18 protein-coding genes are annotated in these 23,578 nt (G+C 58.8%); 14 read left to right on the top strand and 4 right to left on the bottom strand.

Annotation, left to right across the window (positions count from 1 at the left end):
* Nucleotides 1-118: 118 nt before the first annotated feature.
* On the bottom strand, nucleotides 119-907 hold the full coding sequence (locus AC3IT9_RS08015; protein ID WP_150724520.1) for an MlaA family lipoprotein: 789 nt from the start codon (nucleotides 905-907) through the stop codon (nucleotides 119-121).
* Nucleotides 900-2,198, bottom strand: coding sequence for a serine/threonine protein kinase (locus AC3IT9_RS08020; protein WP_150724521.1), 1,299 nt, complete (start codon nucleotides 2,196-2,198; stop codon nucleotides 900-902). Before AC3IT9_RS08020 ends, AC3IT9_RS08015 begins: the two co-directional genes overlap by 8 nt.
* A 225-nt stretch (nucleotides 2,199-2,423) precedes the next feature.
* Here AC3IT9_RS08020 and AC3IT9_RS08025 point away from each other — a divergent pair, with 225 nt between their 5' ends.
* Nucleotides 2,424-2,792, top strand: a complete 369-nt coding sequence (locus AC3IT9_RS08025; protein ID WP_150757698.1) for a hypothetical protein — start codon at nucleotides 2,424-2,426, stop codon at nucleotides 2,790-2,792.
* 154 nt (nucleotides 2,793-2,946) lie between these two features.
* Here the strand turns inward: AC3IT9_RS08025 and AC3IT9_RS08030 are convergent, their stop codons facing one another.
* Nucleotides 2,947-4,542, bottom strand: a complete 1,596-nt coding sequence (locus AC3IT9_RS08030; protein WP_353742362.1) for a glycoside hydrolase family 17 protein — start codon at nucleotides 4,540-4,542, stop codon at nucleotides 2,947-2,949.
* Nucleotides 4,543-4,829: 287 nt separating this feature from the next.
* On the opposite strand from AC3IT9_RS08030, the gene AC3IT9_RS08035 reads away from it, so the two are divergent.
* The 3 genes from AC3IT9_RS08035 (at nucleotide 4,830) to AC3IT9_RS08045 (ending at nucleotide 7,890) form a co-directional block, all read left to right on the top strand.
* Nucleotides 4,830-5,681 carry a glycine betaine ABC transporter substrate-binding protein gene (locus AC3IT9_RS08035; RefSeq protein WP_150757700.1) on the top strand — a complete coding sequence of 284 codons (852 nt, stop codon included), beginning with the start codon at nucleotides 4,830-4,832 and terminating at the stop codon, nucleotides 5,679-5,681.
* Between the two features lie 242 nt (nucleotides 5,682-5,923).
* Entirely contained in the window at nucleotides 5,924-6,235 is a 312-nt protein-coding gene (locus AC3IT9_RS08040) for a DUF485 domain-containing protein (protein ID WP_008052644.1), read from the top strand.
* Complete coding sequence (locus AC3IT9_RS08045; RefSeq protein ID WP_150757701.1) at nucleotides 6,232-7,890, top strand: cation acetate symporter; 1,659 nt, start codon at nucleotides 6,232-6,234, stop codon at nucleotides 7,888-7,890. The genes AC3IT9_RS08040 and AC3IT9_RS08045 overlap by 4 nt, the downstream gene beginning before the upstream one ends.
* An 881-nt stretch (nucleotides 7,891-8,771) precedes the next feature.
* Here AC3IT9_RS08045 and gltA read toward each other — a convergent pair.
* Nucleotides 8,772-10,061 carry a citrate synthase gene (gene gltA / locus AC3IT9_RS08050; protein WP_056721677.1) on the bottom strand — a complete coding sequence of 430 codons (1,290 nt, stop codon included), beginning with the start codon at nucleotides 10,059-10,061 and terminating at the stop codon, nucleotides 8,772-8,774.
* 364 nt (nucleotides 10,062-10,425) lie between these two features.
* On the opposite strand from gltA, the gene sdhC reads away from it, so the two are divergent.
* The 10 genes from sdhC (at nucleotide 10,426) to brnQ (ending at nucleotide 23,498) form a co-directional block, all read left to right on the top strand.
* Nucleotides 10,426-10,800 (top strand): succinate dehydrogenase, cytochrome b556 subunit, encoded by a 375-nt coding sequence (sdhC, locus tag AC3IT9_RS08055; protein WP_032829628.1) that lies wholly within the window; start codon nucleotides 10,426-10,428, stop codon nucleotides 10,798-10,800.
* Nucleotides 10,794-11,162 carry a succinate dehydrogenase, hydrophobic membrane anchor protein gene (gene sdhD / locus AC3IT9_RS08060; RefSeq protein ID WP_008049683.1) on the top strand — a complete coding sequence of 123 codons (369 nt, stop codon included), beginning with the start codon at nucleotides 10,794-10,796 and terminating at the stop codon, nucleotides 11,160-11,162. The genes sdhC and sdhD overlap by 7 nt, the downstream gene beginning before the upstream one ends.
* A 3-nt stretch (nucleotides 11,163-11,165) precedes the next feature.
* Nucleotides 11,166-12,938: a succinate dehydrogenase flavoprotein subunit gene (sdhA, locus tag AC3IT9_RS08065; protein ID WP_150724526.1), complete on the top strand. Its 1,773-nt coding sequence runs from the start codon at nucleotides 11,166-11,168 to the stop codon at nucleotides 12,936-12,938.
* An 11-nt stretch (nucleotides 12,939-12,949) separates the two neighbouring features.
* Nucleotides 12,950-13,654, top strand: a complete 705-nt coding sequence (locus tag AC3IT9_RS08070) for a succinate dehydrogenase iron-sulfur subunit (RefSeq protein WP_150724527.1) — start codon at nucleotides 12,950-12,952, stop codon at nucleotides 13,652-13,654.
* A 253-nt stretch (nucleotides 13,655-13,907) separates the two neighbouring features.
* Complete coding sequence (locus tag AC3IT9_RS08075; protein WP_150724528.1) at nucleotides 13,908-16,739, top strand: 2-oxoglutarate dehydrogenase E1 component; 2,832 nt, start codon at nucleotides 13,908-13,910, stop codon at nucleotides 16,737-16,739.
* A gap of 42 nt (nucleotides 16,740-16,781) precedes the next feature.
* On the top strand, nucleotides 16,782-18,002 hold the full coding sequence (gene odhB, locus AC3IT9_RS08080; RefSeq protein ID WP_489272624.1) for a 2-oxoglutarate dehydrogenase complex dihydrolipoyllysine-residue succinyltransferase: 1,221 nt from the start codon (nucleotides 16,782-16,784) through the stop codon (nucleotides 18,000-18,002).
* Between the two features lie 98 nt (nucleotides 18,003-18,100).
* Nucleotides 18,101-19,537 (top strand): dihydrolipoyl dehydrogenase, encoded by a 1,437-nt coding sequence (lpdA, locus tag AC3IT9_RS08085; protein ID WP_007998079.1) that lies wholly within the window; start codon nucleotides 18,101-18,103, stop codon nucleotides 19,535-19,537.
* Between the two features lie 198 nt (nucleotides 19,538-19,735).
* Nucleotides 19,736-20,902, top strand: coding sequence for an ADP-forming succinate--CoA ligase subunit beta (sucC, locus tag AC3IT9_RS08090; RefSeq protein WP_007919879.1), 1,167 nt, complete (start codon nucleotides 19,736-19,738; stop codon nucleotides 20,900-20,902).
* Complete coding sequence (gene sucD / locus AC3IT9_RS08095) at nucleotides 20,902-21,783, top strand: succinate--CoA ligase subunit alpha (protein WP_007919877.1); 882 nt, start codon at nucleotides 20,902-20,904, stop codon at nucleotides 21,781-21,783. The genes sucC and sucD overlap by 1 nt, the downstream gene beginning before the upstream one ends.
* A gap of 401 nt (nucleotides 21,784-22,184) precedes the next feature.
* Nucleotides 22,185-23,498, top strand: coding sequence for a branched-chain amino acid transport system II carrier protein (gene brnQ, locus AC3IT9_RS08100; RefSeq protein WP_150724530.1), 1,314 nt, complete (start codon nucleotides 22,185-22,187; stop codon nucleotides 23,496-23,498).
* Nucleotides 23,499-23,578 lie beyond the last annotated feature (80 nt).

The raw sequence follows: 23,578 nt of genomic DNA on the forward strand, positions 1-23,578 counted from the left end.
AAAGCAAATGTGGGAGCGGGCTTGCTCGCGAAGTGGTTGTGTCAGTCACCAAAAAGGTTGTCTGACACACCGCTTTCGCGAGCAAGCCCGCTCCCACATTGATTTATAGCTGCCGGAATTACTCGGCGACCTGCAACTTGCGCGCTTCGGTATACACGTAACGCACTTTGTCGTACTCGAACGGCGAGTTCATCTGGCCATAGCGGAAGCTGGTCTGGTAGCGCTTGTCGATGCCGCGCAGGATCAACACTTCCGGATGGTTGGAGCTGACTTCGGCCACGTTCAGGAAGTTGATCGCACTCTCGGCCGAGTAATCCACCAGCAGGCCGCCGGTATCACGCAGGTTCGACGGACCGAGGATCGGCAGGACTAAATAAGCGCCGCCCGGCACGCCGTAGAAGCCCAGGGTCTGGCCGAAGTCTTCGCTCTGGCGCGGCAGGCCCATGGCGGTGGCCGGGTCCCACAGGCCGGCGATGCCGATGGTGGTGTTGAGCAGCAGTCGCCCGGTGGTTTCCAGCGAGCGCTGGCCCTTGAGTTGCAACAGGCTGTTCATCAGGTTCGGCACGTCGCCGAGGTTGTTGAAGAAGTTGCTGACGCCGGTGCGCAGGAAGCTCGGGGTGACGTAGCGGTAACCATTGACCACCGGCAGGAACACCCATTGATCGAAGCGGTAGTTGAAGTGATAGACGCGCCGGTTCCACTCTTCCAGCGGATCGTAGACGGTCAGCGCGCTGAGGGTTGAACGCTCGAACTCACGCTGGTCCAGACCCGGGTTGAATTTGAGTTTGCTCAGCGGTTCCTTGAAACCATCACTGTCGACGACCACGGGGGCGTTGGCTTTGCTGTTGTCGGCATTGGCGACGCCTGCACAGAGTAACGCTGCGAAAAGCAGGAGGTATTTAGCCACGGAAGAACTCCAGCATGGCGTCGCTGTTGACGCGGTAGTTAATGTTGCCGCAGTGGCCGCCGTACGGGTAAACGGTCAGGCGATCACCGAAGGTCCTGCGCAGGAAGCCCAGGTCGCCAGGGCCGAGGATCACGTCATCGGCGTTGTGCATGACCGCGATTTTCGGGCTTTCGTGCAGGTAGTCCTTCAGCGCATACAGGCTCACCTGGTCAATCAGTTGCAACAGGCTGCCGCCGTCGGTGCGGGCGCGCCACATCGGGATCACTTGTTCGGTGATGTAGCAGTCGAAGTCGCATTGCAGAGCACGCTTGAGGAATGGCGTGAGGCTGGTGCCCTCGGTGATCGGGAACTTGGGTGGGGTGATCAGGCCGCGACGGTTGACCAGGTCCGAAGTGAAGGCAATGTCGGCCGCCGAAAAGCGGAACGAGGTGCCGATCAGCATGGCCATCTGCTCGTTGGTCAGGTGCTGCTTGGACTGCTGGAAGTCGTAGAGCAGGGCATCATTGAGGTCGATGTAGCCCTTCTGCTGGAAGTAGCGGGTCAGCTTGTCCAGTACCAGTTCATAGAACGTGGTGCTGGTGTTGATGCCCCTGACCTCGGTCTGGACCAGCTTGTCGAGGTTGGTGATCGAGGTGTAGAGGTTGACCGGCGGGTTGAGCAGCAGGACTTTCTTGAAGTTGAAGCTGCGGCGGGTTTCGTCCAGGTGCGAGACGAAAGCGGCATCCAGTGCCCCCAGGCTGTACCCGGTCAGGTAGTAATCGGTAACCGGCATTTTCGGGTTCTGTGCCCGTACGGCCTGCATCACCCGGTACAGATCTTCGGCGTCTTCCTTGGAAACACCCGGCGTGGCGAAGCGTGATGCGGCGCTCATGAAGTCATAGCTGGTGGGCGATGACAACTGCACCACGTGGTAGCCGGCTTTGTAATAGAGCTTCTTCAGGTATTCGTTCAGGGTGCTGTCATAGCGCGCGCCGGTGCCGGCGATCAGGAACATCAGCGGTGCGGCGTGATCCTGCGTGGCAATGCGGTAGTCGAGTTTCTTGACCGCCCAGAAATTGTCCGGTAATTCGAACGCCCGTTCCGGACGCAAGGTGACGCTGCGCACCTCCTGATCGATATCGTCGTCCAGGGGTAACTCCGGACGCAGGTCCGGCGGCGTGGTCGCGATGGTCGCCTCGAACGGGTTGGTCAGGGGGTAGCCGTAACTGGCGGCGTCAATGTCGACCGCCAGTGCGGACGCACTCAATATAAGGCCGCCAAACAGGGCAGCGAAGTGCAAGGAACGGAGCATGACTAGATCCCTTAGAAGAAGGTGCCGAATGAATTTCGCAGGCTATGACCACCGGATGTGCGCCAAAGTGCCAACCCTCGGCACCAAGCAGGCTTAATTTCGAAGTAATAGTAGCTGGACGATACACTTTGCAGTGATTGAATGACCAGTTAACAGTTGTTATCACTTGCGAAACCCTTGAGGGCGATTAAGCTGGCCGCCGTTTTTCGCCAATTGGAGTGTTTCATGTCTCGCCGCCTGCCCGTGATCCTGCTGCTTGTTTTGCTGCCTGTCTGGCTGGCCGCCAGTTATGGCGCGCGTTATGGCTTCATGGAGGATGCGCAGTGGGTCGGCATTTGCGTGGATGAGGCGAATCGTTGGGAATGCCAGGTGCGATCGAACCTGGGGCTGATGATCCACTTCGCAGTCCTGGGATGGGCTGCGTTGGCGGCTGCGATCGTCGGCTTCGTTGTGCTGGGGCGGGCAGGCTGGTGGCTGGCGGTGCTGGCGCTGGTGTTCGGGTTTCCGGCGTTGGCGTTGTACAACACGACGCTTGCGGTGTTTGCGGTGGTGATTGCCGGGTTGCGGTTGGTCAGGGCGGCCCACGTCGCCTGACAGGTCGCCATCGTCGGAACGCCGCCCGGAGCAAGCTCGCTCCCACAATTGATCTTGGTCGCACACAAATTTTGTGCTCACTGAAGATCTACTGTGGGAGCGAGCTTGCTCCGGGCGGCGTTCCGACGATGAGGCCAGTCAGGTCAATGCAAAATCAAGCTGTGCGAACCCGCAGGCAACGCCACAACGCAGCCACCATCAACACACTCACCAGCGCCCAACCCCAGGCCTGCTGGTTCTGCAAACCTTCACGAAACAACTGCGGCGCAATGCCGGCACCGATGATGAAGGTCAGCAACGCAATCTCGCGGCGCGGCACGTTCACCGGGCGGCACAGATAAACCAGCGCAGGCACGATGAACGCGACACTCGGGAAGCTGCGATAACGTGGATCGAGCACCAGTTCCAGCATCATCACGGCTGCCGCGAACCCTGTCATTGCAACCAGCCAGCCAGCACGGCGTTCCAGCAGGTTGAACGCCCGTCCACGCCAACCGCCACGAGGGCTCAATGCCAGCGCAGCATGGATCAGCACCAGCAGATTCAGAGCGGTCAGCAATCCGACCCATAGCCATTCACTGGTAAAGCGCGTGGTCACCCGTGCCAGGTCGCCCCAGGCGCCAATCGAACACGCCGCCAAGGCACCGAGCAGGGGTAGCACCAGTGCCGAACGCGTGGTGCGGACCCGGCCACCGAGCAGCAACGTGCCGATGAAGATCAATCCGCCCACCGCCAGCCACTGCGACCAGTACGGTACGTTTGTCACTGGCCCGGCCAGCACACCCTTGTCCTGGCGATCGGCGTCGAACAGCCCCCAGTAACCACCGACCGCACCTTCACTGGCGCGTTTCCAGGGCTGGTCGAAGGCTTCGATCAGGTTGTAGTGCCAACCCTGTTGCTCGGCCATGGCGACAAAGCCGCGAATGAATTTGGCTTCGTTGACCCGGCTCGGCAGGGCCGTTTCGCGCTGGCGACCTTCGCTTGGCCAGCCGGTTTCGCCGATCAGCACATCCTTGGGCGCGAACTTGTTGCCGAACACTTGGCGTACTTCGGCCACATGTTGCAGGGCAGCGTCGATGTTCGATGGATCATCTTCCCAGTACGGCAGCAAGTGAATGGTCAGGAAGTCCACGGCGGGGGCGATTTGCGGATGCTTGAGCCAGAACTCCCAGACGTCGGCGTAGGTGACAGGCTGTTTGACCTGACTCTTGACCTTGTTGATCAGCTTCACCAACTGCGCACCAGTGACTTCCTTGCGCAGCAGGGTTTCGTTGCCGACGATCACCGCGCTCACCACATCCGGGTTGGCGTTGGCCGAGGCGATCAGCAGGTCGACTTCTTTCTCGGTGTCCACCGGGTTGCTGTTGACCCAGGCGCCGATCATCAGCTTCAAGCCATGCTTGCGCGCAAGGTCCGGCAGGGCTTCGAGGCCGGTCATGGAATAGGTGCGAATGCACTCGAAACTTTTGGACAGCAGCGCGAGGTCGGCATCCATACGCTCGGGGCGCAAGTTGAATGGCACGTCAAACGGCGATTGATCCTTGTCGAACGGGGTGTAGGAGGCGCATTGCAGCTTGTGCGTCGCGCTGGCCACATCCGGCAGGATCACCGGTTTGCCGAGGCCGTACCAGAAGCCGCCAAGGGCAAACAGCCCGAGCAGGCAAGCGAATAGATAAGCAGCAAAAGGGAAGCGGGAGGTCGCGGACATGGTCAGGCCGTGTGGGAACAAAGCGGCGCATGTTACCTGCATTTACCGCGTGCTTGGTGGCCTGCATGATTTTGACATGCAAAGTTCGGGCGGAGTGGCGGGGGTGTTTGTTGCGCCGAAGATTAATGGCTTTCTGATGTCGTTTCTCGATGCCTTGAGGTCGCTGGCAGAGCAGGTCGCCATGAGCGTCAGGTTGATTATCGCAAGTGTCAGTACTCCGCTGATGTTCGAACGAGTTTGCGGTGGGCGTGATGGGGGCGCTGTGCACCATAACAATACGTTTAAGCGACTCGGCATCCGTCGAGCGCAGCACTTTCGGGGAAGTAACGATGAAGATGCGACGACTCTTGGGCGCAGGTGCGGCTTTGGTGCTGGCGATCAGTTCGACCGTGGCAAGCGCCGCCGGCAAGGACGTGACGCTTGGTTATGTCGATGGCTGGTCGGACAGTGTCGCCACGACCAACGTGGCGGCTGAAGTGATCAGGCAGAAACTCGGTTATGACGTGAAGCTGCAAGCCGTCGCTACCGGGATCATGTGGCAGGGCGTGGCCACCGGTAAACTCGACGCCATGCTGTCGGCCTGGCTGCCGGTGACCCACGGTGAGTACTGGACGAAGAACAAGGATCAGGTCGTCGACTACGGCCCGAACTTCAAGGACGCGAAAATCGGCCTGATCGTGCCGGAGTACGTCAAGGCCAAGTCCATTGACGACCTCAAGACCGACGACACCTTCAAGAACCGCATCGTCGGCATCGACGCCGGTTCAGGTGTGATGCTCAAGACCGATCAGGCGATCAAGGACTACGACCTGACCGGTTATCAACTCAAGGCCAGTTCCGGCGCCGGCATGATCGCCGAGCTGACCCGTGCCGAGAAGAAGAACGAATCCATTGCCGTGACCGGTTGGGTGCCGCACTGGATGTTCGCCAAGTGGAAACTGCGCTTCCTCGAAGACCCGAAAGGCGTGTATGGCGCGGCTGAGACCGTGAACAGCATCGGCAGCAAGGGCCTGGAGGCCAAGGCGCCGGAAGTGGCCAAGTTCCTGAAGAACTTCCAGTGGGAATCCAAGGATGAAATCGGCCAGGTGATGTTGGCGATTCAGGATGGTGCCAAACCTGAAGCCGCGGCGAAGGATTGGATCGCCAAAAACCCTGAGCGTGTGGCTGCCTGGGTCAAGTAATAACAAAGAGCACGCTTGACCCTGTGGGAGCGGGCTTGCTCGCGAAGCGTTCTGTCAGTTGACTGATATGTCGACTGGCATGACGCCTTCGCGAGCAGGCTCGCTCCCACAGTTGTTTGGTGCATGCTGGAATTTGGTGAAAACACCATGGGGCTCTAAGACTAAGGTCGTCTGGAACCTGCCCCGCAGCCGCATAGAGTGGATACCGTTCCAACTAAATCTGTGCTGCGAGGATAAAAACAATGAACGACAGCATTTACCTCTCGATTCAAAACAGCCCGCGCTTCAAGGAGCTGGTTAGCAAGAGGGAACGATTCGCCTGGATTCTTTCGGCGATCATGCTAGGGCTTTACTCCGGATTCATCCTTCTGATTGCTTACGGGCCGCAGGTGCTGGGGGCGAAAATCAGCCCTGAGTCCTCGATTACCTGGGGCATACCGATCGGTGTCGGGCTGATTGTCTCGGCCTTCATCCTGACCGGTATCTACGTACGACGCGCCAACGGCGAGTTCGACGACCTGAACAATGCGATTCTCAAGGAGGCTCAGCAATGATCCGCCGTCTAATGGCTCTTTTGAGCATCGCAGCTTTCGCGCCTGGCGCCTGGGCGGCTGACGCCCTGACCGGTGCCGTGCAGAAACAACCGCTGAACGTCGCCGCGATCCTTATGTTCGTGGCGTTTGTCGGCGCAACGTTGTACATCACTTACTGGGCGTCCAAGAAAAACAACTCGGCCTCCGACTACTACGCCGCTGGCGGCAAGATCACCGGTTTCCAGAACGGTCTGGCGATTGCCGGTGACTACATGTCGGCAGCATCCTTCCTGGGTATTTCTGCGCTGGTGTTCACCTCCGGCTACGACGGCCTGATCTATTCGATCGGCTTCCTGGTGGGCTGGCCGATCATTCTGTTCCTGATCGCCGAGCGCCTGCGTAACCTGGGTAAGTACACCTTTGCCGACGTGGCGTCCTATCGCCTGGGGCAAACCCAGATCCGCTCGCTGTCCGCTTGTGGTTCGCTGGTGGTGGTGGCGTTCTACCTGATCGCGCAAATGGTCGGTGCCGGCAAGCTGATCCAGCTGCTGTTCGGTCTCGATTACCACGTTGCGGTGATCCTGGTCGGTATCCTGATGTGCCTGTACGTGTTGTTCGGCGGCATGCTGGCGACCACCTGGGTGCAGATCATCAAGGCAGTCCTGTTGCTGTCCGGTGCTTCCTTCATGGCACTGATGGTGATGAAGCACGTCAACTTCGACTTCAACATGCTGTTCTCCGAGGCGATCAAGGTTCACCCGAAAGCTGAAGCGATCATGAGCCCGGGCGGCCTGGTGAAAGATCCGATCTCGGCGTTCTCCCTCGGTCTGGCGCTGATGTTCGGTACCGCTGGCCTGCCGCACATCCTGATGCGCTTCTTCACCGTGAGTGACGCAAAGGAAGCTCGCAAGAGCGTGTTGTACGCAACCGGCTTCATTGGCTACTTCTACATCCTGACCTTCATCATCGGCTTCGGCGCGATCCTGCTGGTCAGCACCAACCCGGCCTTCAAAGACGCTGCTGGCGCCTTGCTGGGCGGTAACAACATGGCGGCGGTGCACCTGGCCAACGCGGTGGGTGGCAGTATCTTCCTGGGCTTCATCTCGGCGGTGGCGTTCGCGACCATTCTGGCAGTGGTTGCCGGTCTGACCCTGGCCGGTGCTTCGGCGGTGTCCCACGACCTGTACGCCAGCGTGATCAAGAAGGGCAAGGCTAACGAGAAGGACGAGATCCGTGTCTCGAAAATCACCACTATCGCCTTGGCGGTGCTGGCCATTGGTCTGGGTATCCTGTTCGAGAGCCAGAACATTGCGTTCATGGTGGGCCTGGCGTTCTCCATCGCGGCAAGCTGCAACTTCCCGGTACTGTTGCTTTCCATGTACTGGAAAAAGCTGACCACCCGCGGTGCGATGATCGGCGGCTGGATGGGGCTGGTCAGTGCCGTGGGCCTGATGGTGCTTGGTCCGACCATCTGGGTGCAGATCCTGCATCACGAGAAGGCCATCTTCCCGTATGAGTACCCGGCGCTGTTCTCGATGATGATTGCCTTTGTCGGGATCTGGTTCTTCTCGATCACTGACAAGTCGACTGCGGCTGACAATGAGCGGGCGCTGTTCTTCCCGCAGTTTGTTCGTTCGCAGACTGGCCTGGGTGCAAGTGGTGCTGTTTCGCACTAAGCATTTGGGTTTGACTGTTTAAGTTGTGTTGAATGGAAATGCCCTGGTCGAGAGATCGGGGCATTTTTTATTGGGCGGTAATCGACCTGAATTTTTTTGGATGTGCCCGATTTACTGTGGGAGCGAGCCTGCTCGCGAAGGCGGCCTGACAGCCGACCTGTCTCTTGTTGACCGCGTACGTATCCATTCCTGCGGTAACGACGACTTATGGTTCCGCTCTTACAGCGGGTCACTTTGGCAAACGCCCCAAAGTAACCAAAGGTCTCGCCCCTTACGTACGGCCCCTCGCTAAGGCTCGGGGTTCCTTCGCTCCGGCATTCATCCGGGGGCATTGCCCTCCGGTCGGCTTCGCTTCGACCTACATGCAATGGGTTCGACTGCGTCGAACGGCGCTGCGCGCCAATCCCCGGATGAACACCTCCACTCAGCCTCCCGAGGGGGCGGGTGGATCAAGATCAAAAGCTGCAGGCGAGCTAACGCTCGGCCTGTTGAGTGGTGAAGCGCAGAGGGTGTACGCCGCTTTTGCTTTTGCTTTTGATCTTCTTGCCCCCTCGAGAGGCCGAGTGGAGGTTCTGCGCAGTGGGCAACCCGGCATGGATGCCGGGTTAGCCGCCGCCGGCCATGGATGGCCGATGGCGGCGGGTCCACGGAGCAGGACCGGAGCGAGGGAATGCCGAGCCTTGGCGAGGCACCGAACGTAAGGGGCAAGAGCCCTTTGGTTACTTTGGGGCTTTTCCAAAGTAACCCGCTGTAAAAGCGGAACCGTAAGTCGCCGCTACCTAAATAACGGAAATGTACACAATTAAAAGAGGCAAACAAAAACGGCCCCTATATAAATAGAGGCCGTCTCCGGTACAACTCAACACGCTACAGCATGAATCTTACTTGCGGTCTTCCAGCTTGGTGATGTCACGCGACTCGTAGCCGGTGTACAGCTGGCGCGGGCGGCCGATCTTGTACGGGCTGGAGAGCATTTCCTTCCAGTGGGAGATCCAGCCGACGGTCCGCGCCAGGGCGAAGATCACGGTGAACATGCTGGTTGGAATGCCGATCGCCTTGAGGATGATCCCCGAGTAGAAGTCGACGTTCGGGTACAGCGAGCGCTCGATGAAGTACGGGTCGGTCAGGGCGATCTCTTCCAGGCGCATGGCCAGTTCGAGTTGCGGATCGTTCTGGATGCCCAGTTCCTTCAACACTTCGTCGCAGGTCTGCTTCATCACGGTGGCGCGCGGGTCGCGGTTTTTGTAAACGCGGTGACCGAAGCCCATCAGTTTGAACGGATCGTTCTTGTCCTTGGCCTTGGCGATGTACTTGTCGATGTTCGAAACATCGCCGATTTCATCGAGCATGGTCAGTACGGCTTCGTTGGCACCGCCGTGGGCAGGGCCCCACAGTGCAGCGATGCCGGCGGCGATGCAGGCGAACGGGTTGGCACCCGAAGAGCCGGCCAGGCGCACGGTGGAGGTCGAAGCGTTCTGCTCGTGGTCGGCATGGAGGATGAAGATCCGGTCCATGGCCTTGGCGAGTACCGGGCTGATCGGTTTGATCTCGCACGGGGTGTTGAACATCATGTGCAGGAAGTTTTCCGCGTACGACAGATCGTTGCGCGGGTACATCATGGGTTGGCCCATGGAGTACTTGTAAACCATCGCTGCCAGGGTCGGCATCTTGGCAACCAGGCGGATCGCGGAGATTTCGCGATGCTGCGGGTTATTGATGTCCAGGGAGTCGTGGTAGAACGCCGAGAGGGCGCCGACTACGCCGCACATGACGGCCATCGGGTGGGCGTCGCGACGGAAGCCGTTGAAGAAGGTCTTCAGCTGCTCGTGAACCATGGTGTGGTTCTTCACGGTGCTGACGAACTGGGCCTTCTGTTCTGCGGTCGGCAGTTCGCCGTTGAGCAGCAGATAGCAGGTTTCCAGATAGTCCGACTTTTCAGCCAGCTGTTCGATCGGGTAGCCGCGGTGCAGCAGGATGCCGTTGTCGCCGTCGATATAGGTGATCTTCGACTCGCACGAGGCGGTCGACATGAAGCCTGGGTCAAAGGTGAAACGGCCCGTGGCCGTCAGGCCCCGAACATCGATAACATCGGGACCAACGGTGCCGGTTAAAATGGGCAGCTCGACGGGGGCTGCGCCCTCGATGATCAACTGCGCTTTTTTGTCAGCCATGTGGCCTCCTATTTATGCTTGAAATCATCAGACAGACCCCCCACGCAGGGCCCGCACCACTATAGTGAGATAAATTCGAATGTCAATTTGCCTAAAGTCTTGCTCCAGAAGGCTTTAACCGGACTTTTTTCTCGAAATTGGCTGCCATTTACGCCTTTTATGTCAGTTGCGCAATCAGCTGTTCGGGTTAGGTGTTTGCGTTGTCATTAGTAGCCTAACTGTCTATACTCGGCCACCGACCGCCAAGGGCTTTTGGGCTTGCTTTCATTGGGGGTCGCATCCCTGGGTGGTGGTTACCTGACCAGTGCACTCCCCAACAACTTTGCCCTGATTGTTAGGGGCTCTTCAGTGTGAAAAAAAAGCCGTGAAAAGCCAACGACCTGTAAACCTAGACCTAAGGACCATCAAACTCCCAGTCACTGCTTACACGTCCATCCTTCACCGAATCTCCGGTGTCATCCTCTTCGTGTGCCTTGCCATCATGCTTTACGCATTGGACAAGTCGCTGAGTTCCGAGGAAGGCTTCGGTCAGGTGAAAGCGTGTCTGACCAGTCCGCTAGCCAAGCTAGTGACATGGGGCATCCTGTCCGCTCTGCTGTATCACCTGGTAGCCGGTGTGCGCCATTTGATCATGGACATGGGCATCGGTGAGACGCTGGAAGGCGGCAAGCTGGGCTCGAAAATCGTTATCGCCGTTTCCGTGGTGGTAATCGTTCTGGCAGGAGTTTGGATATGGTAACTAACGTCACGAACCTGTCGCGTTCGGGCCTCTATGACTGGATGGCGCAACGTGTGTCTGCGGTCGTTCTCGCGGCTTACTTCATCTTCCTGATCGGATACATCGTGGCCAACCCTGGCCTCGAGTACGCCCAGTGGCATGAACTGTTCGCCCACAACGGAATGCGTATCTTCAGCCTCCTGGCCCTCGTTGCCCTCGGCGCTCACGCCTGGGTCGGCATGTGGACCATCGCGACCGACTACCTGACGCCAATGGCGTTCGGCAAGTCCGCGACGGCTATACGTTTCCTTTTCCAGGCAGTATGCGGCGTTGCGATGTTCGCTTACTTCGTCTGGGGCGTGCAGATTCTCTGGGGTATCTGAGTCATGGCTAACATTCCAACGATTTCTTTCGACGCCATCATTATTGGTGGTGGCGGTGCCGGCATGCGCGCAGCGCTGCAACTGGCACAGGGCGGTCACAAGACTGCCGTGATCACCAAGGTTTTCCCGACCCGTTCGCATACTGTATCCGCCCAGGGCGGCATCACCTGCGCAATCGCGTCCGCTGACCCGAACGATGACTGGCGCTGGCACATGTACGATACCGTCAAGGGTTCCGACTACATCGGTGACCAGGACGCTATCGAATACATGTGTCAGGAAGGCCCGGCTGCCGTTTACGAGCTGGACCACATGGGTATGCCATTCTCGCGTACCGAGCAAGGTCGTATCTACCAGCGTCCATTCGGCGGTCAGTCCAAGGACTACGGTAAAGGCGGCCAGGCTGCGCGTACTTGCGCTGCGTCCGACCGTACCGGTCACGCACTGCTGCACACCCTTTATCAGGGCAACCTGAAAGCCGGTACCGTGTTCCTGAACGAGTACTACGCTGTCGATCTGGTGAAGAACGGCGAAGGCGAGTTCGTCGGCGTGATCGCCATCTGCATCGAAACCGGCGAAACCACCTACATCCGTGCCAAGGCCACCGTACTGGCTACCGGCGGTGCAGGTCGTATCTACGCTTCGACCACCAACGCCCTGATCAACACCGGTGACGGCGTTGGCATGGCGCTGCGTGCTGGCGTGCCGGTACAAGACATTGAAATGTGGCAGTTCCACCCGACCGGTATCGCCGGCGCTGGTGTACTGGTTACAGAAGGTTGCCGTGGTGAAGGTGGATACCTGATCAACAAGCACGGCGAGCGTTTCATGGAGCGTTATGCTCCGAACGCCAAAGACCTTGCCGGTCGTGACGTTGTTGCCCGCTCGATGGTTAAAGAGATCATCGCCGGCAACGGTTGCGGTCCGAATGGCGACCACGTGATGCTCAAGCTCGACCACCTGGGCGAGGAAGTGCTGCACAGCCGTCTGCCAGGCATCTGCGAACTGTCGAAGACTTTTGCGCACGTTGACCCGGTTGTTGCTCCGGTTCCGGTTGTTCCGACTTGCCACTATATGATGGGCGGCGTTGCCACCAACATTCACGGCCAGGCGATCACCCAGAACGGCGAAGGCGTCGACGAAATCATCCCTGGCCTGTTCGCAGTGGGTGAAGTGGCTTGCGTATCGGTTCACGGTGCCAACCGTCTGGGCGGCAACTCGCTGCTCGACCTGGTGGTATTCGGCCGCGCTGCCGGCCTGCACCTGGAAAAGGCGCTGACCGATGGTATCGAATACGACGACGCCACCGACGCCGACATCCAGGCTGCCCTGGCGCGTCTGTCCGCCCTGAACGAGCGTACCGAAGGCGAAGACGTGGCTACCCTGCGTCGCGAGCTGCAAAACTGCATGCAGAACTACTTCGGTGTATTCCGTACCGGCGAATACATGCAGAAGGGTATTGCCCAGCTGGCTGATCTGCGCAAACGCATCGCCAACGTGAAGATCAACGATAAGTCGCAGGCGTTCAACACTGCACGTATCGAAGCGCTGGAACTGCAGAACCTGCTGGAAGTGGCCGAAGCCACCGCCATCGCTGCCGAAGTACGTAAAGAGTCCCGTGGTGCTCACGCCCGTGAAGACTTCGAAGATCGCGACGATGAAAACTGGCTGTGCCACACCCTGTACTTCCCGGGTGACAAGCGCGTGACCAAGCGTGCCGTGAACTTCTCGCCGAAGACTGTTCCGACTTTTGAACCTAAGATTCGGACTTATTAAGGGTGGCCGCCATGTTGCAAGTCAGCGTTTATCGTTACAACCCTGATCAGGACGCCGCGCCGTTCATGCAGGAATTCCAGGTCGATACCGGTGGTAAAGACCTGATGGTGCTGGACGTGCTGGCCCTGATCAAAGAGCAGGACGAGGGTTTCTCCTATCGTCGCTCTTGCCGTGAAGGTGTTTGCGGTTCCGACGGCATGAACATCAACGGCAAAAACGGCCTGGCCTGCGTCACGCCGCTGTCTGCTGTCGTAAAAGGTAACAAGTTGATCGTTCGTCCTCTGCCAGGTTTGCCGGTTATCCGTGACCTGGTCGTCGATATGAGCATCTTCTACAAGCAATACGAAAAGGTTAAGCCATACCTGCAGAACGACACGCCGGCTCCGGCCATCGAGCGCCTGCAGTCCCCTGAAGAACGTGAAAAGCTCGACGGTCTGTACGAGTGCATCCTGTGCGCTTGCTGCTCGACTTCCTGCCCGTCCTTCTGGTGGAACCCGGACAAGTTCCTGGGTCCAGCTGCCCTGCTGCAAGCGTACCGCTTCCTGGCAGACAGCCGCGACACCAAGACGGCCGAGCGTCTGGCTGCGCTGGATGACCCGTTCAGCGTATTCCGCTGCCGGAGCATCATGAACTGCGTCAGCGTATGTCCGAAAGGCCTGAACCCGACTAAGGCCATCGGTCACATCCGTAACATGTTGCTCTCGAGCGGCGTGTGATTCAGCTGCTGTACCCGCTGTACCCGTAGATGCTACGGCGCAGGCTTCAACCGGCGCCGTAGTTTTAACCTGAGCAGCAGCTTAAAAGGCTGCGGCTCTTATTTTGAAGAAATGAGACAAGCAGGGGCATCCGGGCTGGTACCCGGACTATCAGTGTGATCCTAGTGGCTTGTTTTGGTCGCTGCATTCGGACTTCTGCAAGTTTGCTCGGTGTCGACACCGATGGTGTTCCCCTAACCGAGGGTGACCAAGCATGCAAGAAAGCGTGATGCAGCGCATGTGGAACAGTGCCTACCTATCCGGTAGTAACGCTGCCTATGTGGAAGAGCTTTACGAGCTCTACCTGCACGACCCTAACGCTGTGCCAGAAGAGTGGCGCACCTACTTCCAGAAGTTGCCTGCTGACGGCAACTCTGCCACCGATGTTTCGCACTCCACAATTCGCGACCATTTCGTCTTGCTGGCAAAGAACCAGCGCCGCGCCCAACCGGTTTCCGCCGGCAGCGTGAGCAGTGAGCACGAGAAGAAGCAAGTTGAAGTGCTGCGATTGATCCAGGCCTACCGTATGCGTGGCCACCAGGCAGCCCAGCTTGACCCGCTGGGACTGTGGCAGCGTCCTGCACCTGCAGACCTGTCGATCAATCATTACGGCTTGACCAATGCCGATCTTGATACGACCTTCCGTGCCGGCGACCTGTTCATCGGCAAAGAGGAAGCGAGCCTACGCGAAATTCACGAAGCGTTGCAGCAGACATATTGCCGCACCATCGGCGCTGAGTTCACGCACATCACCGATTCCGAGCAGCGCCAGTGGTTCCAGCAGCGTCTGGAAAGCGTGCGCGGTCGTCCGACGTATTCCGCCGACATCAAGAGCCACCTGCTCGAGCGCGTGACCGCCGGCGAAGGCCTGGAAAAATACCTGGGCACCAAATACCCGGGTACCAAGCGTTTCGGTCTGGAAGGCGGCGAAAGCCTGATTCCGATGCTCGACGAGCTGATCCAGCGTTCCGGTTCCTACGGCACCAAGGAAATCGTCATCGGCATGGCCCACCGTGGCCGTCTGAACGTGCTGGTCAACACCTTCGGCAAGAACCCGCGCGAGCTGTTCGACGAGTTCGAAGGCAAGAAGAAGGTCGAGCTGGGTTCCGGTGACGTGAAATACCACCAGGGCTTCTCGTCCAACGTGATGACCTCCGGTGGTGAAGTTCACCTGGCCATGGCGTTCAACCCGTCCCACCTGGAAATCGTTTCCCCGGTGGTCGAGGGTTCGGTTCGCGCCCGTCAGGACCGTCGTAACGATCCGACCGGTGAGAAGGTTCTGCCGATCTCCATCCACGGTGACGCTGCTTTCGCAGGTCAGGGCGTGGTCATGGAAACCTTCCAGATGTCGCAGACCCGCGGTTTCAAGACCGGCGGTACCGTGCACATCGTGATCAACAACCAGGTCGGTTTCACCATCAGCAACCCGCTGGACTCGCGTTCCACCGAGTACGCGACCGACGTTGCGAAAATGATCCAGGCGCCGATCCTCCATGTGAATGGTGATGATCCGGAAGCCGTATTGTTCGTGACCCAGCTGGCCATCGACTACCGCATGCAGTTCAAGCGTGACGTGGTGATCGACCTGGTCTGCTACCGTCGTCGTGGCCACAACGAGGCCGACGAGCCAAGCGGCACCCAGCCGATCATGTATCAGCAGATCACCAAGCAGCGCACCACCCGTGAGCTGTATGCCGATCGTCTGACCCAGGGCGGTGTGCTGGACGCAGAGCGTGTTCAGGCGAAAGTCGACGAATACCGCAACGCGCTGGACAACGGTCTGCACGTGGTGAAGAGCCTGGTCAAAGAGCCGAACAAAGAGTTGTTCGTGGATTGGCGTCCGTATCTGGGCCACGCCTGGACCGCACGTCACGACACTCGCTTCGATCTGAAGACCCTGCAGGAACTGTCCGCCAAGCTGCTGGAAATTCCGGAAGGCTTCGTGGTTCAGCGCCAGGTCGCGAAAATCTACGAAGACCGTCAGAAGATGCAAGCCGGCGGCCTGCCGATCAACTGGGGTTACGCCGAAACCATGGCGTACGCGACCCTGGCGTTCGAAGGTCACCCGATCCGCATGACCGGCCAGGACATCGGCCGCGGTACGTTCTCGCACCGTCATGCTGTCTTGCACAACCAGAAAGACGCGGGCACCTACATCCCGTTGCAGAACCTGTACAACGGCCAGCCACGTTTCGACCTGTACGATTCGTTCCTGTCCGAAGAAGCCGTACTGGCGTTCGAATACGGTTACTCGACCACCACGCCTGATGCGCTGGTGATCTGGGAAGCCCAGTTCGGCGACTTCGCCAACGGAGCCCAGGTGGTTATCGACCAGTTCATCACCAGTGGCGAGCACAAGTGGGGCCGTCTGTGCGGTCTGACCATGCTGCTGCCGCACGGTTATGAGGGTCAGGGGCCGGAGCACTCCTCGGCTCGTCTGGAGCGTTACCTGCAGCTGTGCGCCGAGCACAACATTCAGGTAGCCGTGCCGACTACGCCGGCACAGATCTATCATTTGCTGCGTCGTCAGGTGATTCGCCCGCTGCGCAAGCCTTTGATCGTTCTGACTCCGAAGTCGCTGTTGCGCCACAAGCTGGCCATCTCGACGCTGGAAGATCTGGCCGAAGGTTCGTTCCAGACCGTCATCCCGGAAATCGATGCCCAAGACCCGAAAAAGGTCGAGCGCGTTGTTCTGTGTAGCGGCAAGGTCTACTACGACCTGCTGGAAAAACGCCGTGCCGAAGGTCGTGACGACATCGCTGTCGTGCGTATCGAGCAGCTGTACCCATTCCCTGAGGACGACTTGAAGGAAGTCCTGGCGCCTTACACCAACGTCAAGCATGCCGTGTGGTGTCAGGAAGAGCCGATGAACCAGGGTGCGTGGTACTGCAGCCAACACCACATGCGTCGCAGCATCAGCAACCTCAACAAGTCTCTCGTACTCGAGTACGCGGGCCGTGAGGCTTCTGCTGCACCAGCATGCGGTTACGCATCGATGCACGCCGAACAGCAGGAAAAACTGCTGCAAGACGCCTTTACTGTTTAACGCCTTCGCGCACCTGAAACCGAATTTAAGGAACCACAGACAATGGCTATCGAGATCAAAGCCCCCACTTTCCCGGAATCGGTTGCCGATGGCACCGTTGCCACCTGGCACAAACAACCGGGCGACGCGGTCAAGCGCGACGAACTGATCGTCGACATCGAAACCGACAAAGTCGTGCTGGAAGTGCTGGCTACCGCTGACGGCGTGCTGGGCGCTATCGTCAAGAACGAAGGCGAAACCGTTCTGTCCGACGAAGTCCTGGGCTCCATCGTTGAAGGCGGCGCTGCTGCTGCCGCTCCGGCTGCCGCTGCTGCTCCGGCCGCTGCTGCCGCTGCTCCTGCTGCCAGCGCTGACGAGGACGCTATCGCAGCTCCTGCTGCTCGCAAGCTGGCCGAAGAAAACGGCATCAACCTGGCTTCCGTCAAAGGCACCGGCAAAGATGGTCGTGTAACCAAGGAAGACGTGGTTGCCGCTGTCGAAGCCAAGAAAGCTGCTCCTGCTGCCGCACCTGCCAAGGCTGCTGCTCCGGCTGCCGCTGCTCCTGTGTTTGCCGCTGGCGACCGCATCGAGAAGCGCGTACCGATGACCCGCGTTCGTGCCACCGTGGCCAAGCGTCTGGTTGAAGCTCAATCGAACATGGCGATGCTGACCACTTTCAACGAAGTCGACATGACCGAAGTCATGGCCCTGCGTTCGAAGTACAAGGATCTGTTCGAGAAGTCCCACAACGGCGTGCGCCTGGGCTTCATGTCGTTCTTCGTAAAAGCAGCTACCGAAGCGCTGAAACGCTTCCCGGCTGTCAACGCGTCGATCGACGGCGGCGACATCGTTTACCACGGCTACGCTGACGTCGGCGTTGCAGTTTCCAGCGATCGCGGCCTGGTTGTACCGGTTCTGCGTAACGCCGAACTGATGAGCCTGGCTGAAATCGAAGGCGGCATCGCCACCTTCGGCAAGAAAGCCCGTGACGGCAAACTGTCGATGGACGAAATGACCGGTGGTACTTTCACCATCACCAACGGTGGTACTTTCGGTTCGATGATGTCGACTCCGATCGTCAACCCGCCACAAGCAGCCATCCTGGGCATGCACAACATCATCCAGCGTCCTATGGCCATCAACGGCCAAGTCGTTATCCGTCCGATGATGTACCTGGCACTGTCCTACGATCACCGTCTGATCGATGGCAAAGAAGCTGTGACCTTCCTGGTGACCATCAAGAACCTGCTGGAAGATCCGGCTCGTCTGTTGCTGGATATCTGATAGAAGCAGCCATGAGCTGCAAGCCCGGGCTGTCGGAAAACCCGCAGCCTGGCTTGCCGCTCGCGGCTTGAAGCTTTTCGCTAAAGAGGATTTTTTGAATGTCGCAGAAATTTGACGTAGTAGTGATCGGCGCGGGCCCTGGCGGTTACGTGGCTGCCATCAAGGCCGCTCAGCTGGGCCTCAGCACTGCCTGCATCGAGAAGTACACCGACAAGGAAGGCAAACTGGCTCTGGGCGGTACTTGCCTGAACGTCGGCTGCATTCCATCCAAGGCCCTGCTGGACAGCTCGTGGAAATTCCACGAAGCCCAGGACGGTTTTGCGATCCACGGTATCAATCACGCTGGCGTGACCATGGACGTGCCAGCGATGGTCGGCCGCAAGGCCAACATCGTCAAAGGCCTGACCTCCGGCGTTGCGACCCTGTTCAAGGCCAACGGTGTGACCTCGATCCAGGGTCACGGCAAGCTGCTGGCCGGCAAGAAAGTCGAAGTCACCAAGCCAGACGGCTCGGTTGAAATCATCGAAGCCGAAAACGTCATCCTGGCTCCAGGTTCGCGTCCGATCGACATTCCGCCAGCTCCGGTTGACCAGAATGTGATCGTCGATTCGACTGGCGCCCTGGAATTCCAATCCGTGCCTAAGCGTCTGGGCGTGATCGGCGCTGGCGTGATCGGTCTGGAACTGGGTTCGGTCTGGTCGCGTCTGGGCGCGGAAGTGACTGTCCTGGAAGCCCTGGACACCTTCCTGATGGCAGCGGACACCGCTGTTTCCAAGGAAGCGCTGAAAACCCTGACCAAACAGGGCCTGGACATCAAGCTGGGCGCTCGCGTAACCGGTTCCAAAGTGAACGGCGACGAAGTCGTGGTTAACTACACCGATGCCAAGGGCGAACAGAACATCACTTTCGACAAGCTGATCGTAGCCGTTGGTCGCCGTCCGGTGACCACTGATCTGTTGGCTGCCGACTGCGGCGTGACCCTGGACGAGCGCGGTTTCGTGCACGTTGACGATCACTGCGCCACCACCGTACCGGGCGTTTACGCCATCGGCGACGTGGTTCGCGGCATGATGCTGGCGCACAAGGCCTCGGAAGAGGGCATCATGGTTGTCGAGCGCATCAAGGGCCACAAGGCCCAGATGAACTATGATCTGATCCCGTCGGTTATTTATACTCACCCGGAAATCGCATGGGTCGGTAAAACCGAGCAGGCCTTGAAAGCTGAAGGCGTTGAAGTTAACGTCGGCACCTTCCCGTTCGCAGCCTCTGGCCGTGCCATGGCTGCCAACGATACCGGTGGTTTCGTCAAGGTCATCGCTGATGCCAAGACAGACCGCGTACTGGGCGTCCACGTGATTGGCCCAAGCGCTGCAGAACTGGTTCAGCAGGGCGCGATCGGTATGGAATTCGGCACCAGCGCTGAAGACCTGGGCATGATGGTTTTCTCCCATCCGACCCTGTCTGAAGCCTTGCACGAAGCTGCTTTGGCAGTGAATGGCGGCGCCATCCACATCGCCAACCGCAAGAAGCGTTAAGACATAATAAGAAACCACGGCGGTTTGGCCCGTCGTGAGCCTTGCATGCAAGACTCACCGCGGAATATCCGCTGGACGCAGTCTTGCATAGCTGCACCGGGTATCCGGAAAGGCTATGCAAGCAGCAGTCACAGGTGGTGCGGCACTTGAATGAGTGCAGCACCGAATGCGCAGTACCTAACGAAGACGGTAATAAGCATGAATCTTCACGAGTATCAGGGTAAGCAGCTGTTCGCTGAGTACGGCCTGCCAGTTTCCACCGGTTATGCGGTAGACACCCCGGAAGCAGCAGCAGAAGCTTGCGACAAAATCGGTGGCAGCGAGTGGGTTGTCAAAGCCCAGGTCCACGCCGGTGGTCGCGGTAAAGCGGGCGGCGTAAAGCTGGTTCGCAGCAAAGAAGACGCCAAAGCCTTCGCACAGCAGTGGCTGGGCAAGCGTCTGGTGACTTACCAGACTGACGCCAACGGTCAGCCAGTCACCAAGATCCTGGTTGAATCGTGCACTGATATCGCTAAAGAGCTGTACCTGGGCGCTGTCGTTGACCGTTCGAGCCGCCGTATCGTGTTCATGGCTTCCACCGAAGGTGGCGTGGACATCGAGAAAATCGCTCACGACACTCCAGAAAAAATTCTGAAAGCCACTATCGATCCACTGGTTGGCGCTCAGCCATTCCAGGGGCGCGAGCTGGCATTCCAGCTGGGTCTGGAAGGCAAGCAAGTTGCCCAGTTCGCCAAGATCTTCGTAGGTCTGGCCAAACTGTTCAAGGATCACGACCTGGCCCTGCTGGAAGTGAACCCGCTGGTGATCAAGGCTGACGGCGATCTGCACTGCCTCGATGCCAAGATCAACATCGACGCCAACGCCATGTACCGTCAGCCTAAGCTGAAGACTTTTCACGATCCGTCGCAGGACGATCCGCGCGAAGCGCACGCTGCCAAGTTCGAACTGAACTACGTAGCGCTGGAAGGCAACATCGGTTGCATGGTCAACGGTGCTGGCCTGGCCATGGGTACCATGGACATCGTCAACCTGCATGGCGGCAAGCCAGCCAACTTCCTCGACGTGGGCGGCGGTGCTACCAAGGAACGCGTTACCGAAGCGTTCAAGATCATCCTGTCCGACACTAACGTCGCTGCAGTACTGGTCAACATCTTCGGCGGCATCGTTCGTTGCGACATGATTGCCGAAGGCATCATCGGCGCTGTGAAAGAAGTCGGCGTGAAAATCCCGGTTGTTGTTCGCCTTGAAGGCAACAACGCTGAGCTGGGCGCTAAAGTACTGGCAGAAAGCGGTTTGAACATCATCGCTGCTACCAGCCTGACCGACGCTGCTCAACAAGTTGTCAAAGCTGCGGAGGGCAAATAATGAGCGTCCTGATCAATAAAGACACCAAAGTTATCTGCCAGGGTATTACCGGTTCGCAAGGTAGTTTCCACACCCAGCAAGCCATTGAGTACGGCACCAAGATGGTTGGTGGTGTAACTCCAGGCAAAGGCGGCACCGAGCACCTGGGCCTGCCAGTGTTCAACACCGTGAAAGACGCTGTAGCTGCCACTGGCGCCACCGCCAGCGTGATCTACGTTCCGGCTCCTTTCTGCAAGGACTCGATCCTGGAAGCTGCTTTCGGCGGCATCAAGCTGATCGTGTGCATCACCGAAGGCATTCCTACCCTGGACATGCTGGACGCTAAAGTTAAGTGCGACGAGCTGGGCGTAGTCCTGATCGGCCCTAACTGCCCAGGCGTGATCACCCCAGGCGAATGCAAGATCGGCATCATGCCAGGTCACATTCACTTGCCAGGCAAAGTCGGTATCGTTTCCCGTTCCGGCACCCTGACCTACGAAGCTGTGAAGCAGACTACTGACGCCGGTTTCGGTCAGTCGACTTGCGTCGGCATCGGTGGTGACCCGATCCCGGGTTCGAACTTCATCGACATCCTGAAGCTGTTCCAGGAAGACCCGAAGACCGAAGCGATCGTGATGATCGGTGAGATCGGCGGTTCGGCTGAAGAAGAAGCGGCTGCCTACATCAAGGCACACGTGACCAAGCCGGTTGTTTCCTACATCGCTGGTGTGACTGCTCCTCCGGGCAAGCGCATGGGCCATGCTGGCGCAATCATCTCTGGCGGCAAAGGCACTGCAGACGAGAAATTCGCTGCTCTGCAAGACGCAGGCGTTAAAACCGTGCGTTCGCTGGCAGACATCGGCAAGGCCCTGGCCGAGCTGACCGGTTGGGCTGTCAAGTAAGCCTCGCGCTTAGCTGACGCTTCACCAAACAAAGGCCACCTTCGGGTGGCCTTTGTTGTTTCTGGCATTTGTGTTGGCTGTGCTGTCCCCTTCGCGGGCAAGCCCGCTCCCACAGTTGACCGCGTTCCAATGTGGGAGCGGGCTTACCCGCGAAGACGGACTTACAGACACCAACCATTTATATGCATAAACGCGACACGAAAATGTCGTAGATCGGAATGTTCGCCCTCTAACAGTGCGTTTCTGGTCCAAATTCGTTAGGCTACGCGCCATTTTTGCGTCTGCGGCCCACAAGGCAGCAACGCGCTAAAAGGGTCGGTCTTATACGGACTGACAGCATTTCCCTCACCCATAGGGAAATCCCTCTCTAAATTCCGATTCAGTAGTGTGGTATTTCCTTAATGAAAGTGTTGAAAGGCCAGGACATCCTGGCACTTGGTTTTATGACGTTTGCCCTGTTCGTCGGGGCTGGCAACATCATCTTCCCGCCTATCGTCGGTTTGCAGTCCGGGCCCAATGTCTGGATGGCGGCGCTGGGTTTCCTGGTCACCGCGGTCGGTCTGCCGGTGATCACCGTTGTGGCGCTGGCCAAGGTCGGCGGTGCCATGGATGCCTTGAGCAGCCCGATCGGTAAAGTCGCCGGTGGCCTGCTGGCGGCGGCCTGCTACCTGGCCGTGGGTCCGCTGTTCGCGACGCCACGTACCGCGACGGTATCCTTCGAAGTGGGCCTGGCGCCGCTGACCGGCGAGAGCCCGCTGGCGTTGTTCCTGTACAGCTCGGTGTACTTCCTGCTGGTGTTCTTCATCTCGCTGTATCCGGGCCGATTGCTGGATACCGTAGGGCGCTTCCTCGCGCCGCTGAAGATCATCGCCCTGGCCGCGCTGGGCATTGCGGCATTCGCCTTGCCGGCCGGTGACATTGGCCAGGCCACGCCTGAATACGTGGCGGCGCCGTTTTCCCAAGGCTTCATCAATGGTTACCTGACCATGGATACCCTGGGCGCTCTGGTGTTCGGCATCGTTATCGTCAACGCCATCCGTTCCCGTGGCGTCGAGTCGCCGGCACTGATCACCCGCTACGCGATCATCGCCGGCCTGATTGCCGGTGTCGGTCTGGCGCTGGTGTATGTCAGCCTGTTCCGTCTCGGTTCGGGCAGCCATGAGGTGGCCGCTGGCGCGACCAATGGCGCGGCGGTATTGCACGCTTACGTGCAGCACACCTTCGGTTCGCTGGGCAGTGGTTTCCTTGCCGTGCTGATTTCCCTGGCGTGCCTGGTGACCGCGGTCGGCCTGACCTGCGCCTGCGCCGAGTACTTCAGCCGTGTGGTGCCGCTGTCCTACAAGACACTGGTGATCATCCTCGCTGCGTTCTCGCTGCTGGTGTCCAACCTGGGCCTGACCAAGCTGATTGCGTTCTCGATCCCGGTGCTTACCGCGATCTACCCACCGTGCATCGTTCTGGTGGCGTTGAGCTTCTGCAAGGACTTCTGGCATGAGCAGGGTCGTATCCTCGGTCCGGTCATGCTGGTGTCGTTCATCTTCGGTCTGATCGACGCCCTGAAGGGGGCCGGCCTGGCGGACTGGATGCCGACGCAAATGGCACACCTGCCGCTGAGCGAGCAGGGCCTGGCCTGGCTGGTGCCATCGGTGATGACACTGGTGGTCGCGGTGGTTTGCGATCGCCTGCTGGGCAAGCGCGCCGAAGCCTTGGCTTAAGTCGCTTCACGACCCGCCACAAGTGGGTCTTGAGCAAAAACAGAAATGCCCCGTATCAATCGATACGGGGCATTTTTTTT

This window comes from Pseudomonas sp. KH_046_1, from assembly GCF_057839025.1.

What these genes read in the sequence shown, in the direction of transcription:
- AC3IT9_RS08020 (WP_150724521.1), bottom strand. Translation starts at nt 2,198, where the DNA reads ATGCTCCGTTCCTTGCACTTCGCTGCCCTGTTTGGCGGCCTTATATTG.
- AC3IT9_RS08025 (WP_150757698.1), top strand. Translation starts at nt 2,424, where the DNA reads ATGTCTCGCCGCCTGCCCGTGATCCTGCTGCTTGTTTTGCTGCCTGTC.
- AC3IT9_RS08030 (WP_353742362.1), bottom strand. Translation starts at nt 4,542, where the DNA reads ATGCAGGTAACATGCGCCGCTTTGTTCCCACACGGCCTGACCATGTCC.
- AC3IT9_RS08035 (WP_150757700.1), top strand. Translation starts at nt 4,830, where the DNA reads ATGAAGATGCGACGACTCTTGGGCGCAGGTGCGGCTTTGGTGCTGGCG.
- AC3IT9_RS08040 (WP_008052644.1), top strand. Translation starts at nt 5,924, where the DNA reads ATGAACGACAGCATTTACCTCTCGATTCAAAACAGCCCGCGCTTCAAG.
- AC3IT9_RS08045 (WP_150757701.1), top strand. Translation starts at nt 6,232, where the DNA reads ATGATCCGCCGTCTAATGGCTCTTTTGAGCATCGCAGCTTTCGCGCCT.
- gltA (WP_056721677.1), bottom strand. Translation starts at nt 10,061, where the DNA reads ATGGCTGACAAAAAAGCGCAGTTGATCATCGAGGGCGCAGCCCCCGTC.
- sdhD (WP_008049683.1), top strand. Translation starts at nt 10,794, where the DNA reads ATGGTAACTAACGTCACGAACCTGTCGCGTTCGGGCCTCTATGACTGG.
- sdhA (WP_150724526.1), top strand. Translation starts at nt 11,166, where the DNA reads ATGGCTAACATTCCAACGATTTCTTTCGACGCCATCATTATTGGTGGT.
- AC3IT9_RS08070 (WP_150724527.1), top strand. Translation starts at nt 12,950, where the DNA reads ATGTTGCAAGTCAGCGTTTATCGTTACAACCCTGATCAGGACGCCGCG.
- AC3IT9_RS08075 (WP_150724528.1), top strand. Translation starts at nt 13,908, where the DNA reads ATGCAAGAAAGCGTGATGCAGCGCATGTGGAACAGTGCCTACCTATCC.
- odhB (WP_489272624.1), top strand. Translation starts at nt 16,782, where the DNA reads ATGGCTATCGAGATCAAAGCCCCCACTTTCCCGGAATCGGTTGCCGAT.
- lpdA (WP_007998079.1), top strand. Translation starts at nt 18,101, where the DNA reads ATGTCGCAGAAATTTGACGTAGTAGTGATCGGCGCGGGCCCTGGCGGT.
- sucC (WP_007919879.1), top strand. Translation starts at nt 19,736, where the DNA reads ATGAATCTTCACGAGTATCAGGGTAAGCAGCTGTTCGCTGAGTACGGC.
- sucD (WP_007919877.1), top strand. Translation starts at nt 20,902, where the DNA reads ATGAGCGTCCTGATCAATAAAGACACCAAAGTTATCTGCCAGGGTATT.
- brnQ (WP_150724530.1), top strand. Translation starts at nt 22,185, where the DNA reads ATGAAAGTGTTGAAAGGCCAGGACATCCTGGCACTTGGTTTTATGACG.